Source organism: Methylobacillus sp. MM3, from assembly GCF_001645185.1.
In the GTDB taxonomy this organism is placed as follows: Bacteria; Pseudomonadota; Gammaproteobacteria; order Burkholderiales; family Methylophilaceae; genus MM2.
In genome coordinates, this window is the sequence record NZ_LXTQ01000001.1 from 761,122 (window position 1) to 780,706 (window position 19,585).

The window sequence follows — 19,585 nt, forward strand, 5'->3', positions numbered from 1 at the left end:
AGCAATTCGCATGCCCGTTCAATCAGCCTCGCGATACTGCTGCAATTTATGCCGCAACGTACGCTCGCTCATCCCCAGTTTTTGGGCGGCCAGCTTGCGCGACCCATTGACCGAGGCCAGCGTTGTCATGATGTGCGCTTTCTCCAGCGACTTGAGATCCTGCGCGCCCTCTTCCTCATCATGGTTCTCATCTGTGTGTACCAATGCACCCTGCGAGGAGGGCAAGTGCAAATGCTCGGGCTTTACCACTTCGGCAGGCGCAAGAATCACGGCACGCTGGATAACGTTTTCCATTTCGCGCACATTCCCCGGCCATCCGTAATTCAGCATGGCCTGCTCGGAGGAAGCATCAAGGCGCAAGCCGCCGCGTCCCATGGCGCTTGCCATATCGTTCAGGAATCGCCGGGCCAGCGGCAGGATGTCCTGCTTGCGCTCGCGCAGCGGCAATATTTTCAGCGGAAATACATTCAGGCGGTAATACAAATCTTCCCTGAAGTTACCCTTGGCTACTTCAGTCTGCATATCGCGATTGGTAGTGGCAACAATGCGAACATCAAGCGAGATTGCCTTGTGCCCTCCAACGCGCTCTACTTCGCGTTCCTGCAACACGCGCAGCAGCTTGGCCTGCAACGCCAGCGGCATTTCGGAGATTTCGTCCAGCAGCAAAGTGCCACCCTGTGCCTGCTCGAATTTTCCTGCCTGAGCCTGTGTTGCTCCGGTAAACGCACCCTTTTCGTAGCCGAACATTGTTGCTTCAAGCAGATTATCCGGGATGGCCGCGCAATTGATCGCCACAAAGGGCTGCGTTGCACGTGGCGAATGCCGGTGAATAAAACGTGCAAGCACCTCTTTGCCGGTTCCGCTCTCACCTGAAATCATGACGGTGGCGGGCGTCCCTGCTACACGCAAGGCAAGCGAGAAAAGCTCACTGGTCCGGGGATCGTCCATCACGGCATCGCCATCCTCCCCGAAACTGACCGGCAGCATATATCGCGCCACCTGAGCCAGCAAATCAGCCACATCGAAAGGCTTCACCATGTAATTGCTGGCGCCTTCGCGCATGGCCTCAACCGCCTGCGAAATGACACCGTAAGCCGTCATTAACAGCACGGGCAAATGCGGCCAGCGCGACTTGATCTCGTGCAACAGCGTGATGCCGTTCATGTTCGGCATCTGCACATCGGTAATGACCAGGCCGACCGCATGCTCCTTCAACAATTCGATCGCATGCGCGCCATCCACTGCCGCATGAACCCGGTAGCGGGAAAGTGTCAGCGTGTCACTAAGCGCCTCGCGCAAATCGGGGTCGTCTTCCACCACCAGGATGGGCAATGGCTTTTTCATAAACTGGACTCTTGTTTGCTGACAGGCAGGCGCAGGATGAATTCGCTTCCTGCACCTTCCTCGGATTGCAATGAAATTTCGCCGCCGTGCATCTGCGCCACTTCGCGAACGATGGCGAGCCCAAGACCCGTGCCTTCCGTACGCGTGGTAAAAAAGGGCTCGAACAAGCGATCCTGCAGTTTTTGCGGAATCCCCTTGCCCGTGTCAGCCACATGGAATGCCAGCCAACCGCCCGACTCAACCTCGGCCGAGAGACTCACTCGCTGCCGAGGCTGGCAAGCCTGCATCGCATTAGTGAGTAGATTGGTCAATGCCCCGGAAAGCGCTTCGCGACTCCCCATGACATACACACCCGCCGGATCGTTCGATACTTCGAAAACCAGCCCGTGCTGCGCCATTTGCGGCTCCATGACCTGCTGCACATCGGCCAGCAGCGCGGAGACGGCAATGCGATCCTGGCTGCTTTTTCCGCCCCGCACGAAGATGAGCATTTCCCGGATGAGGCGCTCCAGGGAATGCAGACGAGCCAGAGCCTTGTCCGCAAAGCGCTCGCGATCTTCCGGCGCAAGCTCGCCACGCAAATGGGAAGTATAAAGGAGCGCTGCCGAAAGCGGCGTGCGCAGCTGATGCGCCAGGCCGGCAACCATTTCCCCCATTGAGGAAAGCCGCTTGTGCCGCTGCAATTGATCCTGCAGTTGATAGGCCTCGGTCACGTCTTGCAGCAGCAGGATTTCCCCACCTTGCTCGCCTATGCGATTGGCGGAGATGACAATGCGGCGCCCGCTGTCGCCGACAAGCCATTCCCCATGGGTGCTTGTAGGCTGAAGCTCACGCTCGCACACCTCGGACCATTTCTCGCCGAGCAAGCCGCCGGACAGCAAACTAGATACCGCCGGATTCGCTTCGTTGACCCGCCCCTCGTCGTCAAGCACCACCACACCACCGGGCAAGGCCGCCAGCAGGCGGCTCAGGCGTTGCGAAAGACTTTCCTTTTCTTCCAGTTGCCGGCGCAGTTCGCTGTTGGTGACTGCCAGCTCCTGCGTCAGCTGCTCGACCTGCTTCTGAAGCTCGCGATAAGCATCGGTCAGCTGCTCGGACACTTGATTGAAAAGGGTAAAGGCTTCCTGCAACTCTTCAGGCGAAGATGGGGCAGCGGGATTCACGAGTGTACCCCGTGCGTAACAAGCAGCGCCGGGCCAATGATTGCCACTACATTTTTCATAGGGCTTAAGTATAGTGTGACGAAGAAACAATTTGGATACGCGGACAACAAAAATATGCGTAAAACCGGCATTCCAGCCTACCTGCAGCCCTTCCGGAAAAAGCGATTCCCGCATTCCAAATATGTTCTCGGGCAGGGCAGAAATTAAGTTCAGGGCACACCACGTGATGGCCGAGATCCCGCTTTCCACTCAATTTGTACAAAATTCCTGAATTTGCCCGGCATTTCTCTTTCACAATATGCAATCATTCGATGTTTGCCAAACTGGTCAGCGATGCATGGAACGGCCTGCCTGGCAAAGTTCGTCTTGGAACGTATGGCGAGCGGTTCATTGTTATGCTTTTCCAGTGCATAATTACGCACTATTAATAAATAGATAAGTCCATTTCCGGACGGAGCTATAAGAGCATGTCTGAATTATTGAAACGGATCGACGCACGTACCAAGCTCGCCGGATCCAACAAGCTGGAAATGCTGCTGTTCTCGCTTGGCAAGGATCAGCGCTCCGGGCGCGAAGAAACCTTTGGCATCAATGTGTTCAAGGTGCGGGAGGTCATGCGCATTCCCGAAATCACCCGCGCGCCGGACATGCCTCCGTCCGTGGAGGGCATGGTCAGCCTGCGCGGCAGCCTGGTACCGGTCATCGATCTGATCAAGTATGTCGGCATCCATAACGAAAAGCCGCCCGAAATCATGATCGTCACCGAATACAACGGGCATACGCAGGGCTTTCTCGTTGAAAGCGTGGACACGATCCTGCGCGTGGACTGGTCGGCCATGAAGGTTCCGCCGGAAATGCTGACCGTGCAGATGGGCGGCCTGATCACGGCGGTCACCGAGCTGAAAGACAAACGCATCGTCATGATGATGGACGTGGAAAAAATCCTCGCGGACACCTCCAGCTATGCGGACGACATCACCATCGCCTCGCTTGCCCCGCTCAACCTCGGCGAAAAGACTGTGTTCTTTACCGACGACTCGGTGGTGGCACGCAAGCAGATCCAGAAAACCCTGGAAGCGCTAGGTATCAAATTTCTGTTCTCGACCAACGGCAAGGAAGCATGGCAGGAACTGCAAAAAGTCGCAGCGCGAGCCGAGGCAACGCAACAGTCGGTCAAGGATTTCATCCAGCTGATTCTGACCGATGTCGAAATGCCGGAAATGGACGGTTATGTCCTCACCCGCAACATCAAGAGTGACGCCCGCTTTGCCGGCGTACCCGTATTGATGCATTCGTCGCTTTCCAGTTCGGCCAACCAGCACCTCGGAAAATCGGTCGGCGTGGATGAATACGTGCCAAAATTCGAACCGCAAAAGCTGGCCGAAGTCCTGTCTCGACTGCTGTCGGTCTCGGCCAGCCGTACCTGAATCGTGGAGATGTGATGCAAGAAATGTCTATCGATACCGATAACAACCTGCTGGACGCGATCGATGCGCGCACCAAGCTGGCCGGTTCCAACAAAATGGAAATTCTGCTGTTCTCGCTGGGCAGCAATGAAATTTTCGGGATCAACGTCTTCAAGGTGCGCGAAGTCACCAATACGCCCAATATCACCAAGACGCCGAACGTGCCTCGGGGCGTGGAAGGCTTCATTTCGCTGCGCGGAAACATCATCCCGGTCATTTCGCTCTCCAGCTTCATCAATCTCGGCGACCCGGCGGGTTGCACCAATCAGACGCTGATCGTCACGGAATTCAGCCGGCATACGCAAGGCTTCCTGGTGCACGAGGTGGACCGCATCATCCGCGTTGACTGGGACAAGGTAAAACCGCCTCAGGACATGCTGGCCGGCAACGAAGGCCTGATTACCGCAATTACCGAATTGCCCGATGGCCGCCTGGTTTCCATCCTCGACGTGGAGCAACTGCTGGCCTCCGCGCTCGGCGAGCCCGACATTCCTGAGCTTGCGCAATTCAACGACAATATCGAACGCTATATCTTTTTTGCCGATGACTCCCTGGTGGCGCGCAAGAGTATCGTCTCCGTGCTGGACCGCATGGGCATCAAATACCAGCAAGCGGGCAATGGCATTGAAGCGTGGGAAAAGCTCAAGAGCCTTGCCGCGCGCGCACAGCAGGAAAATCGGCCGTTGCATGAGTCGTTGCGACTGATTCTGACCGATGCGGAAATGCCGGAGATGGATGGCTACGTACTGACCAAGAACATCAAGAACGATCGCCGCTTCGACGGCATCCCTATCGTGATGCATTCCTCGCTTTCCTCGCAAGCCAACAGAACCATGGGATTACAGGCAGGCGTCGATGCCTATGTGCCGAAATTCGATCCGGTCATCCTGTCCGAAACGCTGCGTCCTTTACTTGTATAACCTATCGAAAGTCATGGGGTCATTGAATGGCTGATAAAAACCTGAAGATTCTGATCGTGGACGATTTCTCGACCATGCGCCGGATCGTCCGCAACCTGCTCAAGGAACTGGGCTTCACCAACGCCGACGAAGCTGAAGACGGCGTCGTTGCCTTGCAAAAGCTCAAGTCCGGCAGCTTCCAGTTTGTCGTAAGCGACTGGAACATGCCCAATATGACGGGCATCGAACTGCTTCGCGCCATACGTGCCGACGCCGACCTCAAGCATCTTCCGGTGTTGATGGTGACGGCAGAAGCCAAAAAGGAAAACATCATCGAGGCGGCCCAGGCGGGAGCCAGCGGCTATGTGGTCAAGCCTTTCACTGCCGCCACGCTGGAAGAGAAACTCAATAAAGTCTTCGAAAAACACGGCTTGTAATTAGGAGAGTAATTAGGTGAGTACTGATAACGGCGATTCCGACGAACTCGAAGCACTATTCGACAGCATTGCGCAAGCGCATACCGAGAAACCGGCCGAAGCAGCGGCACCCGAACCAATAGTAGCCGCCTCGGCCCTTGCCCAGCGCGAAGCCATGGCCATCCCGGCTGCCGGCGGTGCGGAAGGTGGTGTCCACTCCCAGATCGGCCACCTGACGCGCGCCCTGCACGACACCATGCGCGAACTCGGCTACGACAAGACGCTGGAACGCGCCGTCGGCAAAATGCCGGATACACGCGACCGCCTGAATTACATTTCGACTCTTACCGAGCAGGCTGCGGTGAAGACCTTGAACGCCGTCGAGGAAACCAAGCCACTGCAACAGAAAATGGAGGCCGGCGCATCCCAGCTTTCCGCGCGTTGGCAAGAGCTGTTCGAACGCAAGCTGGATACCGAGCAATTCAAGTCGCTTGTGCACCAGACCCGCAGCTATCTGCAGGAGGTTCCGCTGAGCACCAAGGCGACCAATGCACAGCTGATGGATATCGTAATGGCTCAGGACTATCAGGATCTTACAGGCCAGGTGATCAAGAGACTGTCCGAGACCGTGCAACAACTCGAAAACCAGCTGGTTGCCCTGCTCATCGAGACTCTGCCGGAAGATAAAAAGAAGGAAATGGATAATTCGCTGCTCAACGGTCCTGTCATTAATGCCGATGGGCGCTCCGATGTCGTGACCAGCCAGGCGCAGGTGGATGACCTGCTGGACAGCCTGGGTTTCTGAGTTATTTAAGGGAAAAACATGAGTGATTTCGCTGGCATGGAGGACATGCTGCAGGACTTCCTGACCGAAGCCTCGGATTTGCTGTCCGGCGTAGACAACAAGCTGGTCGACCTCGAAAAACGCCCCGACGACAAAGAGCTGCTGAACGAGATTTTCCGTGGGTTTCATACCATCAAGGGCGGCGCGGGCTTTCTTAACGCGACCGAAATGGTCAAGCTCTGCCATCGCACGGAAAACCTGTTCGACAAGCTGCGCAACGCCGAGATGACGCTCAACCCGAGCATCATGGATGTCATCATGGCCTCCACCGGCGTTGTACGCGACATGTTCGCCGAGCTTTCGTCGGCAAAGCAGCCCTCCCCAGCCGATTCAGCCCTGCTTGCCTCGCTGGACGCCGTCCTGGCGGGAGAAACCGTAGCCGCCGCCCCAGCGCCAAGCACGCCCTCGCCTCAAGTCCCGGATGCCGCATCTGTCGCAGGATTCAGCGGCGAACCGGACTGGAATCAGCTCTTCCATAGCCTGGTCGGTGGCGACACCCACGTTGCGCACGTAACCCCGGTCGCCCCTCCGGCTGAGGTTCAGCCCGTTCCGGCGAAACCGGCTGCTCCCACGCCACGGCCTGCTGCCGTCGGCACCGCGGCCGTTGCCGCATCAGCCAAGGACACCACGATTCGCGTCGATACGGCGCGCCTCGACCAGGTACTCAATCTTTCCGGCGAAATCGGCCTGACCAAGAATCGCCTGACCTGCCTGCGTACGGCCATCATGCAAGGCAAGGTCGATCAGGAAACCATCAAGGATCTGGACGAAGCCGTCAGCCATCTCGATCTTCTCGTCGGCGACCTGCAAAACGCGGTCATGAAAACCCGTATGCAGCCTATCGGCCGCCTGTTCCAGAAGTACCCGCGACTGGCTCGCGACGTCGCCCGCCAGTTGGGCAAGGATGTCGAACTCGTCCTCTCAGGCGAAGAAACCGAAATCGACAAGACCATGATCGAGGATCTGAACGATCCGCTGGTGCACCTGATCCGCAACGCGGTCGATCATGGCGTGGATGGCCCGGAGGAGCGCCTTGCAGCCGGCAAGCCGGCCAAGAGCCTGGTGCACCTCTCCGCAGAACAGGTCGGCGACCACATCATCATCGAGATTACTGACGACGGCCGCGGCATTCGTGCCGATGTGATCCGTCAGAAAGCGGTAGAAAAAGGCCTGATCGACATCGAGACGGCCAACAGCCTGGATGAAAAACAGAGTCTCAACCTGATCTTCCTGCCAGGATTCTCCACCAAGGACCAGATTTCCGACGTTTCCGGCCGCGGTGTTGGCATGGACGTGGTCAAGACCAACATCCAGAAACTCAATGGCCGCGTCGACGTGACTTCCGTCGTCGGCCAGGGCTCCACTTTCCGCATCATGCTGCCGCTGACGCTGGCTATCCTGCCGGTGCTGATGGTTCGTCTCGGCACGCAGCCTTTCGCAGTGCCGCTGTCCATGGTGCGCGAGATATTGCCGATCCGCTCCGAGGATGTGCAGCGCGTGTCCGGCAAGGCGACGATGATCGTGCGCGAGGAAGTGCTGCCCATCCGCACGTTGGCCAGCCTGATCGGTTGGCCAGTCTCGGGCGTGCCTGCATTCGGCGTGCTGATGCAGTGCGGGGAAAGCAATTTCATCCTGGCGATCGACAGCTTCATCGGCCAGGCGGATGTCGTCATCAAACCGCTGCATGACATCAAGCCCAAGGGTATTGCGGGAGCCACTCTGACAGGGGATGGCGCCATCGTTCTGGTACTGGATATGGAAGCACTGCTGAGTGTGGAAACGCAGGATACCAAGGCCGCACTGTTTGCTTGATTCGCCATTTTCCGGAGCTTCAACGGTTTTAGAAATACCGGATTGCCTTCCTCCCGCAATCCGGTAGCCATTATTTTTATACGGAAAACATAATGCAAGATCATGCATTTATCGGGCGCCAGCCCCTGCTCGACTCCAAACAGCAGATTATTGCTTACGAATTGCTGTTTCGAGACAGTGCCAACGCTCATGACGCCGTCATTGAAGACAACCTGAAGTCCTGCGCCCGCGTACTCGTGAACACCATGTCCGAGATGGGCGCTCAATGGCTGCTCGGCGACAAACTGGCATTCATCAACGTCAGCGAGGAATTGCTGCACAGCGAATTTCTCGAACTCCTGCCGCCGCAACGTACCGTACTTGAAGTCCTTGAAAACGTCCCCGCCACCGAAGCCGTCGTCCAGCGCATCAAGGAATTGCGCGAGCAGGGCTTCCAGATCGCGCTCGACGATTTCGTGCCCACCGCAGAAACCATACCGCTGTTGAAGCTTGCGCATTACGTGAAGCTCGACGTACATGAACATGGCCTGGAAAACACCGCAAAGCTGTTTGCCCAGCTCAAGACATTGCCCGTCAAACTGGTCGCAGAAAAGGTGGAAACCCCTGAGGAGTTCGAAGCCTGCAAGAAAATGGGCTTCCATTACTTTCAGGGATACTATTTCGCCCACCCGGAAACACTGACCGCGCGCGTCATCAATCCGACCTATGCCTCCGTGCTGGATCTGCTCAACATGGTGAGCAAGGATGCCGACGTCAAGGACGTCGAAAACGGCTTTAAACGCGATCCTGCGCTTTCGTTCAAACTGCTGCGCTACATCAACTCCGTCGGCTTCGGGCTCTCCTGCGAAATCCAGTCGATTCGTCATGCGCTGACTATCCTCGGCACCAAACAGCTCTACCGCTGGCTGACATTGCTGATGGTCACTGCCGGTGAAAATGCCGCCTCGCCTGCGCTGATGAAAACCGCGATCACGCGCGGCCGCCTGACGGAACTCCTCGGCACCGACTATTTCGACAAGACCGATCGCGACAATCTTTTCATTGTCGGCGTGTTTTCCCTGCTCGATGCCATGCTGGAAATGCCCATGGATCAGGTGCTCGAAAAGGTCCTGCTGCCGGAGGCGGTCACCGATGCCTTGCTCAACCGCGAAGGCATCTACGGGCCTTTCCTGCAACTCGCCGAGGCGTGCGAAGACGCCGACAGCTCACGCATTGCGGAACTCGCGGCTTCCCTGCAATACGATCCGGACAAGGTTAATAACTGCCATATCGCAGCCTTGGCCTGGGTCGAGAATCTGGGTGTTTGAACACCCAGCCTGACCGTCTTCAATCACTGATCGAGTACTCCGCATGACGAACGAACAGGCTCTGGCGTACATGCACAATCTCCTGCGTGTCATGCTGGAGAAAAAAGCCTCCGACCTTTTCATCTCAGCCGATTTTCCGCCTGCAATGAAGATTGACGGCAAGATGACGCCGCTCAATGCCCAGCGCCTCACCGGCGAACATACCAAGGCATTCGCTCATGCGTTGATGAACGACAAGCAGCGCAATGAATTCGCGCAGGAAAAAGAATGCAATTTTGCGATCTGGCCGAAGGAAATCGGCCGTTTCCGCGTCAATGTCTTCGTTCAGCAGGAAAATGTCGGCATGGTGCTGCGTACCATCACCACCAAGATTCCGAATTTCGACGAACTCGGCCTGCCGCCGCAACTGAAGGACGTGATGATGGCCAAGCGCGGCCTGATCATTCTGGTAGGCGGCACGGGCTCCGGAAAATCGACCACGCTGGCGGCCCTGATCGATTACCGCAACGAACATTCCTACGGTCATATCATCACCATCGAAGACCCGGTGGAGTATGTGCATCCGAGCAAGAACTGCCTGATTACGCATCGCGAAGTCGGCCGCGACACCAATGGCTGGTTCAACGCGCTCAAGAATACGTTGCGGCAGGCGCCTGATGTAATCCTGATCGGCGAAATCCGCGACCGGGAAACCATGGAATTCGCGCTCGCCTTCGCCGAGACGGGGCACTTGTGCATGGCGACCCTGCACGCCAACAGCGCCAATCAGGCGCTGGACCGCATCATCAATTTCTTCCCGGAAGAACGGCACGCGCAATTGCACATGGATCTTTCGCTCAACCTGCGCGCCTTTGTTTCGCAGCGGCTGGTGCCGAAAAAAGACGGCGGACGCTGTGCTGCCATCGAAATCCTGCTCAACTCCCCACTGGTTGCCGACCTGATCCTCAAGGGCGAAACCAATATGGTGAAGGAGACCATGGCGAAATCCATAGAGCTGGGCATGCAGACCTTCGATCAGGCATTGTTCAATCTGTGCGAAGAAGGCCGGATCACTGAAGAGGACGCACTGCGCAACGCCGATTCGATCAACGAGTTGCGCTTGAGATTCAAGCTGCACAGCAAGGATTCCAAGTCCAAGGACGCAATGTCGCGCATCGATCATCTCTCGCTGCACGAAGAGGAACCCGAGGAAGAGGCGCCGTTAGACGCCGCGCCCGGCCCAGATACTCCCAAAACCGCAGGTTAAAGGCATGGAAATCGCATTACTCGTAACACTCGCTATCATCGCCTGGCTCTGGCTGGATGGCATCAAGGCGCGTGAAATCGCAGTCAAGGCCGGCCAGGAAGCTGCCGAGAAATCCGGATTGCAGTTTCTCGACGAAACCGTAGGCATGATCAGGCTTCGTGCCGGACGCGACGGTGCCGGACGCATGCAGCTCAAGCGCACGTATGGCTTCGAGGTCAGCGACACCGGCATCGAACGCCTTGATTGCAGCATCACCCTGCTTGGCAAACGGGTCGAAGCCATCGACATTCCGCCGCACCTGGACAACGTTGTCCGGCTGTATTAATCCGAACTCCGCACTTTGAATGGCAAACGCACCTTACCGTGGCCGTTTCGCCCCTTCCCCTACCGGCCCCTTGCACTTCGGCTCGCTGGTCGCGGCCCTTGGCAGTTATCTTGAAGCAAAATGCCACAATGGCACCTGGCTGGTTCGCATGGAGGATATCGATCCGCCACGCGAAATGCCCGGGGCCGCGGATGCCATACTCCGAACGCTGGAAGCCTATGGATTCGAATGGGATGGGCCGGTGCTTTACCAAAGCCTGCGTAGCGGGCTCTATGATGCAGCACTAACAAAACTCAGGAACGACGGTCTGCTCTACCCTTGCGCCTGCACGCGCAAGGAAATCATGGATTTCGCAATGCCGGGGGTCGACGGCCCCATTTATCCCGGTACCTGTCGCGATGGATTGCCGCCAGACCGTGTGCCGCGCGCCTGGCGGGTTCGGGTCGATGCAGCTGAAATCATATTCGAAGATGCGATACAAGGAACCATGCGACAGAACCTCGCCCGGGATATCGGCGACTTCGTATTGAAACGCGCTGACGGTTTTTTTGCCTATCAACTGGCGGTAGTGATAGACGACGCAGCGCAAGGCATCACGCACGTAGTGCGCGGCTCCGATCTGCTGGACTCCACGCCGCGCCAGATTTATCTGCAACAGCGGCTGGATTTACCCACGCCGAGCTATGCCCATCTGCCAGTCGCAACAAACATCGCCGGAGAAAAACTCAGCAAGCAGACATTGGCTCGGCCGCTCGAACTGGCGCAACCGGTCTCTGCCCTATGGCAAGCATTGGATTTTCTGGGTCAGCAACCGCCTCAGGCACTTGCGGGGGAAAACCTGGCAGAGCTATGGAAATGGGCCGTTGCGCATTGGCATATCGAGCACATCCCTAAACAACGGGCAATCGTGGCACAAGATGCGTCGCATGTCTCGGCCACGACCAAACCCTGATGCCGCAATCCCCCATGCCACGGAACCAACGGGCTTCTCTTCTGGTCGCAAGAGTTTGATAATATGCGCCCTTTAGCCCCCATTCCGAGTCTCCAATGTCAATAACCGACTCCACCTTGTCCCGCTTCATTTTCGAACACGCCCCAATACGGGGCGAATTCACCCATGTCGGCGAAGCCTGGCGAACCATGCTGGCCCAGCACAATTACCCTCCCGTATTGAAAGGCCTGCTGGGCGAACTGGTAGCGGCGAGCGCGCTGCTGGCGGCGACCCTCAAGCTGAGGGGCTCGCTGATCCTGCAAATCCAGGGCAATGGCCCGATTTCCCTGCTGGTGGTGGAATGCACCGGCGACCTGAAAATGCGCGCGACCGCAAAATGGAAAGGCGATCTGCCGCACACCCGGCTGGCAGATCTGATCGGCGAGGGCAGCTTCGTCATTACGCTGGACCCCAAGGACGGCAATCAGACCTATCAGGGCATTGTGCCGCTGGAAGGCGATAGCGTCGCAGAAGTGCTTCAGAACTACATGATGCGCTCCGAACAGCTTGAAACGCGGCTGTGGCTGGCTGCGGACAGCACCTGCGTAGGCGGCATGCTGTTGCAGAAAATGCCCGAGCAGGAAGCTCGTGACGATGACGCGTGGAACCGCGCAGGTCAACTGGCGGCGACGCTGACTCCAAATGAATTGCTCGAATTACCCGCGCCGGAGATTCTGCACCGCCTGTTCCATGAGGAAGACATCCGATTGTTCGAAGCACAGGAAGTACGCTTCGAATGCACCTGTTCGCGGGATAGTGTCACCGGCATGCTGCGCATGCTGGGGCATGATGAAATCCGCAGCATAGTCGAAGAACATGGCCGCGTCGAAGTACATTGCGAATTTTGCAACCAACGCTATGAATTCGATCCGGTGGATGCGGAGCAGGTTTTCGTCACCACGATCAAGGTGCCGGGCAGCGAAGCCAAGCACTAACCTCTACTTCCCACCATTCCTTCCAGCACTTCAGCCGTCACCGGGCGGCTGAAAAAATACCCCTGGAATTCGTCGCAGCCTATGCTGCGCAGATAGTCGTACTGATACTGCGTCTCGACCCCTTCCGCAATCACCTTCAAGCCCAGGCTTTGTCCCAGCGCCACGATGGCACGCAATATCGCCAGATTTGCCGGCTCGGCCTCCAGATCGTCGACAAAAGCCTTGTCGATCTTGAGGCGGTCGATAGGAAAGTGCTTCAGGTAGGCCATGCTGGAATAACCGGTGCCGAAATCATCGATGGCGAGACTGACCCCGAGCGCTTTCAGGGCGTGCAAGGTTTCGATGAATTTTTCGGTGTCGTGCACCAGCATGCTTTCGGTGATCTCCAGCTCCAGGCATTTCGCTTCCAGCCCGGAATCGCGCAACACGGTTTCCACCATGTTGACGAGACCCGGTTGCCGGAACTGGCGCGGCGAAACATTCACTGCGACCGGCACCGGATATCCGAATTTTTCTCTCAATTCGCGCGCCTGGCGGCAAGCGGTAAAGAGCACCCAATAACCGATTTCCTCGATCATTCCGGTTTCTTCTGCAACGGGGATAAAGCTTCCTGGCGAAACCATCTCCTCGCCCTCCGGCTGCCATCGGATCAAGGCCTCCACACCGCAGATGCGACCGCTCGCGATATCGATCTGAGGCTGATAATACAGCCGGAATTCCTCGTTTTCGAGAGCGCGGCGCAGACGATACTCGATATCCAGACGCTCCAGCAGCGCGGCATTCAGTTCGCGCGTATAAAACTGGAAATTGTTGCGTCCGGCGTGCTTGGCCTTGTACATCGCCGAATCCGCGCTCTTGAGAAGTGTGTTGTAATTGTTGCCGTCGTCCGGGTAAATGCTGACACCGATACTGCACGATACCGTGTAATCCCAGCTATTAATGACAAATGGCTGCGCGATTGACGCCAATACGCGTTGCATGCTCTGCGCCACATCTTCGACCCGATTGAGCCCCGTGATCAACAAGACGAATTCATCCCCGCCCAGCCGCACGACGGTATCCGACTCGCGCACGCAATCCGCGAGACGTGCTGACATGGCCACCAGCAACTCATCGCCGATATGGTGCCCCATGCTGTCGTTGATCATCTTGAATTGATCCAGATCGACGAATGCCACCGCCACTTTGGAGTGATAGCGGTCGGCAAAACTCATGCACTGCTGCAGGCGATCCGACAACAGGGTTCGATTCGGCAAGCCGGTCAGGCTATCATGCGTCGCCTGGTATTCGATCTGCCGCTCGTAACTCTTGCGCTCGGTGATGTCTTCCACCGTGCCTTCGTAAAACAACAGGTTGCCGTCCGCATCGCGCACTTCGCGCGCGTTCTCGGTAATCCAGATGACATCGCCATTCTTGCGATACACCTGCGCTTCGAAATGCTGCACCCGGCCCTGCGCCTGCATCAGGCTCACAAACTCCTGCCGCTTCCCCGGATCGACATACAATTGCTTCTGGATATCGGAAATGCCCTCAACCAGATCCTGGGTCGATTCGTAACCGTAGATCCGTGCCAGCGCGGGATTGAAATTCAGGTATCTCCCGGAGGGTGTCGTCTGGTAAATGCCTTCGATGGCATTCTCAAAAATCGAGCGGTAGCGTTCCTCGGCTTCACGCGCCGCTTCTTCGCTCCGTTTGCGCAAGGTGATGTCCTGGATAAAACCTTCCAACGCCTCAACTTCGCCCGCCTCGTTATACAACGGCATACCGCGCTCAAGCACCCAGCGCACCCCGCCGTCGGCGTGCATGATCCGGTACTCCGCTTCAAAAACCTCGCCTGCATTCGCCGACTCGATGAATCGCGCGCGCACCCATTCCCGATCGGCCTTGAAAGTGACCTGCTCGTAAGAAATACGATTGTTGTAGAGCATGTCCCCGGGCTCGTAACCTGTCAGCGCCCGGCAACCCTGGCTGATGAAAATCATCGTCCAGTTTTCGTCCCACAGACAACAGTAGACCATGCCCTCCAGATTATCCAGCAGCGAATCCAGCATACGCTCGCGGTCTTCCAGCAATGCGCGCAGGTTGGCGCTCAACTTGATATTCGGCGCAAGCGGTAGCACATGCCTCTCCAATTCGAGCATGGGAAATTCGGTGCCGGGACTGTTCATGAGGCATGATCAAGCAGATTTCATGCCGATGATAGTCTTCACAAGAAGGCCGAAAATGGTGGTATACGCCATCATGAGGCGTCACCAAAGTGCACACGCACGCAATTAGTGCGAGAGTTGCCTTACACGCTCGAAAAAGCAGATGGCGGATGCGGCAGCGGCATTCAGCGATTCGACGCTGCCTGACATGGGGATGGTGACGCGCACGGAGGCCATGCGCTGCAACGCCGGCGAAAGACCGGCGCCCTCGTTGCCGACCAGAAACAGCACTGGCCCAGTGAGATCGAGAGCATAAAGCGACTGATCGGCATCGAGGCTGGTTGCGATGGAAATTCCGCCAAACGCCGCCAGCTTTTCAGCCGGATCGACGCGCTCTTCGACCGCCATCGCAAAATGCGCCCCCATGCCCGCGCGCAACACCTTGGGCGACCAGGCATCGGCGCAGCCCGGCGTAAGCCAGGCCATTTGCGCCCCGGCAGCCGCGGCCGAACGCAGGATGGAGCCGATATTGCCGGGATCCTGGATATCCTCCAGCAGCACACAGAAATCCTGCGTTTCCGGCAATCTGGAATGCGGCGTTTCCACCAGCGCCAGAATGCCTACGGGCGTTTCGACCGGGGAAACTTCGGCAAACAGCGCGTCCGACAGCATGATTGTTTGCGGTGCGATGATGCTTTCAAGCAGGCGGGAACATTCCTCATGCGCGACCCCGCTTTCCGAAACCACCAGCAGCTCCGGCTTGCCGCCAGCCGCCACATATGCCTCGATCAGATGCACGCCATCCAGCAGTGTGCGCCCCGCCTTGCGGCGCTCCCGAGCGGATTCGGTCAGCTTCTTCAGTTGCTTGTAGGTGGGATTGTCCCGGGATATGATGTTTTTCATAGAATGCCTGTAGTATCCGGCCATTATAAATTCAAGACCTTCTCAAAGATTGCCCTCATGCAGATTGAACGTATTCTCCACTCGCAGGGCTTCGGCGCGCGCAAACTGTGCCGCATCCTGGTCCGCCATCACGAAGTGACCGTCAACGGCGAGCCGTGCGACGACCCATTCGCGGATTTCAGCACGGATAACCTGCGCTTTACCGTCAAGGGAGAGCCGTGGGAATACCGCGAAAAAGCCCACCTGATGCTGAACAAGCCCGCCGGTTACGAATGCTCGCTGAAGCCGGCCCATCATCCAGGCGTGCACGCCCTGTTGCCGATGCCATTGCGCGAGCGCGGCGTACAGAATATCGGCCGTCTCGACGAAGACACCACCGGCCTGCTGCTGTTTTCCGACGACGGCCAGTTCATTCATCGCATGGGCTCGCCCAAATGGAAAGTACCGAAGGTGTACGAAGTCACCCTGAAGCATGCCGCAGATGAAAAGCTCGTTGCCGCCTTGCTGCAAGGCGTGCAGCTTAACGACGAACCGGCCCCCATCGCCGCGCTGGGCTGCGAAGCGATCTCGGAAAGGCTGCTGCACCTCACCCTGGGCGAAGGCAAATACCATCAGGTAAAGCGGATGGTAGCGGCAGCCGGCAATCGGGTTGAGGCGCTGAAACGCATCGCCATCGGCCGCCTCGCCTTGCCGAAAGATCTGCCCGAGGGCCAATGGCGCTGGCTGAGCCCGGCTGACCTCGAAGCCCTGCTGCCGACCCGGGAAGCCGCGACAAAATGATGCCAATCGTCGTGCCCTTTTATGCCGCGTTGCTGGCGCTCTTGTTTGTCGCGCTGAGCATACGCGTCATCAAAGCACGACGCCAGGAAAGGGTCGCCATCGGCGACGGCGGTAATCTCCGCCTGCGCCGCATCATCGGCGTACATAACAATTTCGCGCAGTACGTGCCGCTGGCCTTGCTGCTGCTGACGTTTGTCGAATTGACGGCAGCACCGCTCCTGCTGGTACACATCCTTTGCCTGTTACTGCTGATCGGCCGATGCATCCATGCCTACGGCGTGAGCCATGCAAGCGAGAACTTCAGATTTCGCGCCCTGGGCATGCACCTGACTTTTGCCAGCATTGCACTCGCGGCGCTTTATCTGCTGTTTTCAACCTTGATGCGTCTTGTCATTGCCGGTTAGAGCAATCGCAACGCCGTCGCTTATGTCCACTTTCCCCAGAAATCGCTGGCTATTCGAGTCAGTCTGCGTATAATCCGCGGCTACCGTGCGTGCTACCAATCAACGCACCGGTCATTTTCTCATCCGGTCTTCGACCATATAACTCGTCTGCCTCGATTGGTGCCCTCAACGTGAGTGGCAGGCCGTCGCAGGAGTTTTACCTTGTCTACTGAAATTCTTTTTGCCGACCTCGGTCTGGCACAACCGCTGCTGCGCGCGATTGCCGACGCCGGCTATACCAAACCCACCCCGGTGCAGGCGCAAGCCATTCCGCAAGTACTGAAGGGCGGCGACCTGTTGGCAGGCGCACAAACCGGCACCGGCAAGACCGCCGGCTTCACGCTGCCTATCCTGCATCTGCTGAGCGAAAAACCGCTGGCCGCCAAGCCCGGCCGTCCGCGCTGCCTGATCCTCGTCCCGACGCGCGAACTCGCGGCCCAGGTCGAGGAATCGGTGCAAACCTATGGCAAATATCTGCAGCATTCCTCGATGGTGATGTTCGGCGGTGTCGGCATCAACCCCCAGATCACGCGCCTGCGCAAACCGCTGGATATCCTGGTCGCCACGCCCGGCCGCCTGCTCGACCACGTCGGCCAGAAGACGCTGGATCTTTCGGCCATCGAAATCCTTGTGCTGGACGAAGCCGACCGCATGCTGGACATGGGCTTCATCCGCGACATCAAGAAAATTCTTGCGCTGCTGCCGAAGGAACGTCAGAACCTGCTGTTCTCCGCGACCTTCTCTGACGAAATCAAGGCGCTGGCCGACGGCCTGCTGCATAACCCCGGCTTCGTCGAAGTCGCGCGCCGCAACACGGCTTCGGAACTGGTGGCGCAAACCGTGCACCTGGTGCCGCAAAGCCACAAGCGCGACCTGATGAGCCACCTGATCCGCCATCACGACTGGAAACAAGTACTGGTCTTTACCCGCACCAAGCATGGCGCCAACCGCCTGGCTGAAAAACTGGTCAAGGACGGCATTCCCGCCGCCGCGATCCACGGCAACAAGAGCCAGTCGGCGCGCACCAAGGCGCTGGCGCAGTTCAAGGACGGCAGCATCCCGGTGCTGGTTGCGACCGACATCGCCGCGCGCGGGCTGGATATCGACCAGTTGCCGCAAGTGGTGAATTTCGAACTGCCCAACGTGCCGGAAGACTACGTACACCGCATCGGCCGCACCGGCCGTGCGGGTGCCAGCGGCGCTGCCGTATCGCTGGTTGATCATGAAGAAATCAAGCTGCTGAAGGATATCGAGAAGCTGATCAAGCGCGATATCCCGAAGATTGCCGTCGAAGGTTTCGAGCCGCCTGCGCGCGCCGAACCGGAAGCGCCGCGTCCGCCGCGTCAGCAACAGCAACGCCGCCCGCAATCCGCGCAAGGCCAGGGTCGCCCGCAGGGAAACGGCCAGACTCGCAGTGGCAGAGGGCCGGCGCCGGACCGGAATCGTGACGCAAGTGCCGGTCAAGGGCGCGCGCAAAACGCACGCAACGGTCAGCCGCAAAACGGCCAGCAGCGCCAAGCGCAGAAAGCCAAGCCGCAACAGCACATGTCCGAAGCGGCGCGCCATCAGGCAATGCCGCAACCGGCGCTGTTTTCACCCAAGCCGGTTTACCGGGGGCGCTAACACGCTAGCGGTATAAAAAAGAAATGGCCCGGTTCGGGCCATTTTCTTTTCTTTGCTACCGATTGAATTACCAATAGCTTTCCGTCGTGATATGCCCCGGATCGCGGCGCCGGTGTTTCTTGAATCCACGCCCGATCAGGCATTGCGTCACATCCTCCACCATGGCCGGGTTGCCGCACAGCACGAAATGGCTGTCTTCGGCGCGGATGGGGGTGCCCGCCGCCATTTCCAGCGAGCCGTTCTCGATCGCCTGGGGAATACGCCCCGGCTGCGCGAAAGGCCATGTTTCGCGGCTGATGAAAGGAACAAAGGCAAAGCGCTCAGGATTTGCTGCCGCAAGCGCGGCGATGCGCTCCTGATAGCTGAGTTCGCTCAGCGTGCGCACCGCATACACCAGCACAACCCGCTCGAAACGCGCCCATAACTTGCCCTCGTCCAGTATCGCCAGAAACGGCCCGACACCGGTGCCCGTCGCCATGAACCACAGATGTTTCGCCTGCGGGATTTCATCGAGAACCATGAAGCCGTTGGCACGCGGAGAAACCAGAATGTCATCGCCCGCCTCCAGCTGGATAAGTCGCGGCGTCAACTGCCCTTGAGGAACATGGATGTAATAGATTTCCAGCGGCGTATGTCTGGGGGGATTGAGCAGCGAATATGGCCGCCCGATGATTTCACCGTCTATTTCCAGCCCGATCTTGACGAACTGGCCGGCCTGGTGAGGCTCGATCGCTGCATCGATATACAAGGTGTGCAGCTTTTCATTCCATCTTTTGTGATCAACGACTTTCCCGTGAATCCAGGCCGCCATGCTCTTCCTTTCCGTTACGTCCAGTGATCTTGCAAAACGCGCGTAGGCATAATGATATTACGCGTTTTCAAGGCAGAACTTGCGACAACCAGACAGGTCGTAAAGTAATCACATATCCTTAACTCAAGGA

At 57.7% G+C, this 19,585-nt stretch carries 18 protein-coding genes; 13 read left to right on the top strand and 5 right to left on the bottom strand.

Going from position 1 to position 19,585, the window contains the following annotated elements; genetic code table 11:
- Positions 1-18: 18 nt before the first annotated feature.
- Both A7976_RS03625 and A7976_RS03630 read right to left on the bottom strand, forming a co-directional pair.
- Positions 19-1,344 carry a sigma-54 dependent transcriptional regulator gene (locus A7976_RS03625; protein ID WP_067106993.1) on the bottom strand — a complete coding sequence of 442 codons (1,326 nt, stop codon included), beginning with the start codon at positions 1,342-1,344 and terminating at the stop codon, positions 19-21.
- On the bottom strand, positions 1,341-2,507 hold the full coding sequence (locus tag A7976_RS03630; RefSeq protein ID WP_067106996.1) for a PAS domain-containing sensor histidine kinase: 1,167 nt from the start codon (positions 2,505-2,507) through the stop codon (positions 1,341-1,343). Before A7976_RS03630 ends, A7976_RS03625 begins: the two co-directional genes overlap by 4 nt.
- 467 nt (positions 2,508-2,974) lie before the next feature.
- On the opposite strand from A7976_RS03630, the gene A7976_RS03635 reads away from it, so the two are divergent.
- The 10 genes from A7976_RS03635 (at position 2,975) to hslO (ending at position 12,748) form a co-directional block, all read left to right on the top strand.
- Positions 2,975-3,934 carry a chemotaxis protein gene (locus tag A7976_RS03635; protein ID WP_067106999.1) on the top strand — a complete coding sequence of 320 codons (960 nt, stop codon included), beginning with the start codon at positions 2,975-2,977 and terminating at the stop codon, positions 3,932-3,934.
- A 23-nt stretch (positions 3,935-3,957) separates the two neighbouring features.
- Positions 3,958-4,893 carry a chemotaxis protein gene (locus tag A7976_RS03640; RefSeq protein ID WP_067107390.1) on the top strand — a complete coding sequence of 312 codons (936 nt, stop codon included), beginning with the start codon at positions 3,958-3,960 and terminating at the stop codon, positions 4,891-4,893.
- A 26-nt stretch (positions 4,894-4,919) separates the two neighbouring features.
- Positions 4,920-5,309 (top strand): chemotaxis response regulator CheY, encoded by a 390-nt coding sequence (cheY, locus tag A7976_RS03645; protein WP_067107003.1) that lies wholly within the window; start codon positions 4,920-4,922, stop codon positions 5,307-5,309.
- 16 nt (positions 5,310-5,325) lie between these two features.
- Positions 5,326-6,093, top strand: coding sequence for a protein phosphatase CheZ (cheZ, locus tag A7976_RS03650; RefSeq protein WP_067107006.1), 768 nt, complete (start codon positions 5,326-5,328; stop codon positions 6,091-6,093).
- Positions 6,094-6,111: 18 nt separating this feature from the next.
- Positions 6,112-7,944, top strand: a complete 1,833-nt coding sequence (locus A7976_RS03655) for a chemotaxis protein CheA (protein WP_067107009.1) — start codon at positions 6,112-6,114, stop codon at positions 7,942-7,944.
- Positions 7,945-8,036: 92 nt separating this feature from the next.
- Complete coding sequence (locus tag A7976_RS03660; RefSeq protein ID WP_067107012.1) at positions 8,037-9,251, top strand: EAL and HDOD domain-containing protein; 1,215 nt, start codon at positions 8,037-8,039, stop codon at positions 9,249-9,251.
- Positions 9,252-9,294: 43 nt separating this feature from the next.
- On the top strand, positions 9,295-10,497 hold the full coding sequence (locus A7976_RS03665; RefSeq protein WP_067107015.1) for a PilT/PilU family type 4a pilus ATPase: 1,203 nt from the start codon (positions 9,295-9,297) through the stop codon (positions 10,495-10,497).
- A gap of 4 nt (positions 10,498-10,501) precedes the next feature.
- Complete coding sequence (locus tag A7976_RS03670) at positions 10,502-10,822, top strand: DUF3301 domain-containing protein (protein ID WP_067107018.1); 321 nt, start codon at positions 10,502-10,504, stop codon at positions 10,820-10,822.
- Between the two features lie 19 nt (positions 10,823-10,841).
- Entirely contained in the window at positions 10,842-11,774 is a 933-nt protein-coding gene (gluQRS, locus tag A7976_RS03675; protein ID WP_067107021.1) for a tRNA glutamyl-Q(34) synthetase GluQRS, read from the top strand.
- A 95-nt stretch (positions 11,775-11,869) separates the two neighbouring features.
- Positions 11,870-12,748 carry an Hsp33 family molecular chaperone HslO gene (gene hslO, locus A7976_RS03680; RefSeq protein ID WP_067107023.1) on the top strand — a complete coding sequence of 293 codons (879 nt, stop codon included), beginning with the start codon at positions 11,870-11,872 and terminating at the stop codon, positions 12,746-12,748.
- Here the strand turns inward: hslO and A7976_RS03685 are convergent.
- Positions 12,745-14,916, bottom strand: coding sequence for a bifunctional diguanylate cyclase/phosphodiesterase (locus A7976_RS03685; RefSeq protein ID WP_240483776.1), 2,172 nt, complete (start codon positions 14,914-14,916; stop codon positions 12,745-12,747). The two genes, hslO and A7976_RS03685, sit on opposite strands and share 4 nt — an antisense overlap.
- 105 nt (positions 14,917-15,021) lie before the next feature.
- On the bottom strand, positions 15,022-15,798 hold the full coding sequence (locus A7976_RS03690) for an RNA methyltransferase (protein WP_082877961.1): 777 nt from the start codon (positions 15,796-15,798) through the stop codon (positions 15,022-15,024).
- A gap of 57 nt (positions 15,799-15,855) precedes the next feature.
- Between A7976_RS03690 and A7976_RS03695 the strand changes: the two genes are divergently transcribed.
- The 3 genes from A7976_RS03695 (at position 15,856) to A7976_RS03705 (ending at position 18,644) form a co-directional block, all read left to right on the top strand.
- Complete coding sequence (locus A7976_RS03695) at positions 15,856-16,578, top strand: pseudouridine synthase (RefSeq protein ID WP_067107418.1); 723 nt, start codon at positions 15,856-15,858, stop codon at positions 16,576-16,578.
- Positions 16,575-16,982 carry an MAPEG family protein gene (locus A7976_RS03700; RefSeq protein WP_067107029.1) on the top strand — a complete coding sequence of 136 codons (408 nt, stop codon included), beginning with the start codon at positions 16,575-16,577 and terminating at the stop codon, positions 16,980-16,982. Before A7976_RS03695 ends, A7976_RS03700 begins: the two co-directional genes overlap by 4 nt.
- 201 nt (positions 16,983-17,183) lie before the next feature.
- Positions 17,184-18,644 carry a DEAD/DEAH box helicase gene (locus A7976_RS03705; RefSeq protein ID WP_082877962.1) on the top strand — a complete coding sequence of 487 codons (1,461 nt, stop codon included), beginning with the start codon at positions 17,184-17,186 and terminating at the stop codon, positions 18,642-18,644.
- 67 nt (positions 18,645-18,711) lie between these two features.
- Here the strand turns inward: A7976_RS03705 and A7976_RS03710 are convergent, their stop codons facing one another.
- Positions 18,712-19,455 carry a ferredoxin--NADP reductase gene (locus A7976_RS03710; RefSeq protein WP_067107035.1) on the bottom strand — a complete coding sequence of 248 codons (744 nt, stop codon included), beginning with the start codon at positions 19,453-19,455 and terminating at the stop codon, positions 18,712-18,714.
- Positions 19,456-19,585: the final 130 nt, after the last annotated feature.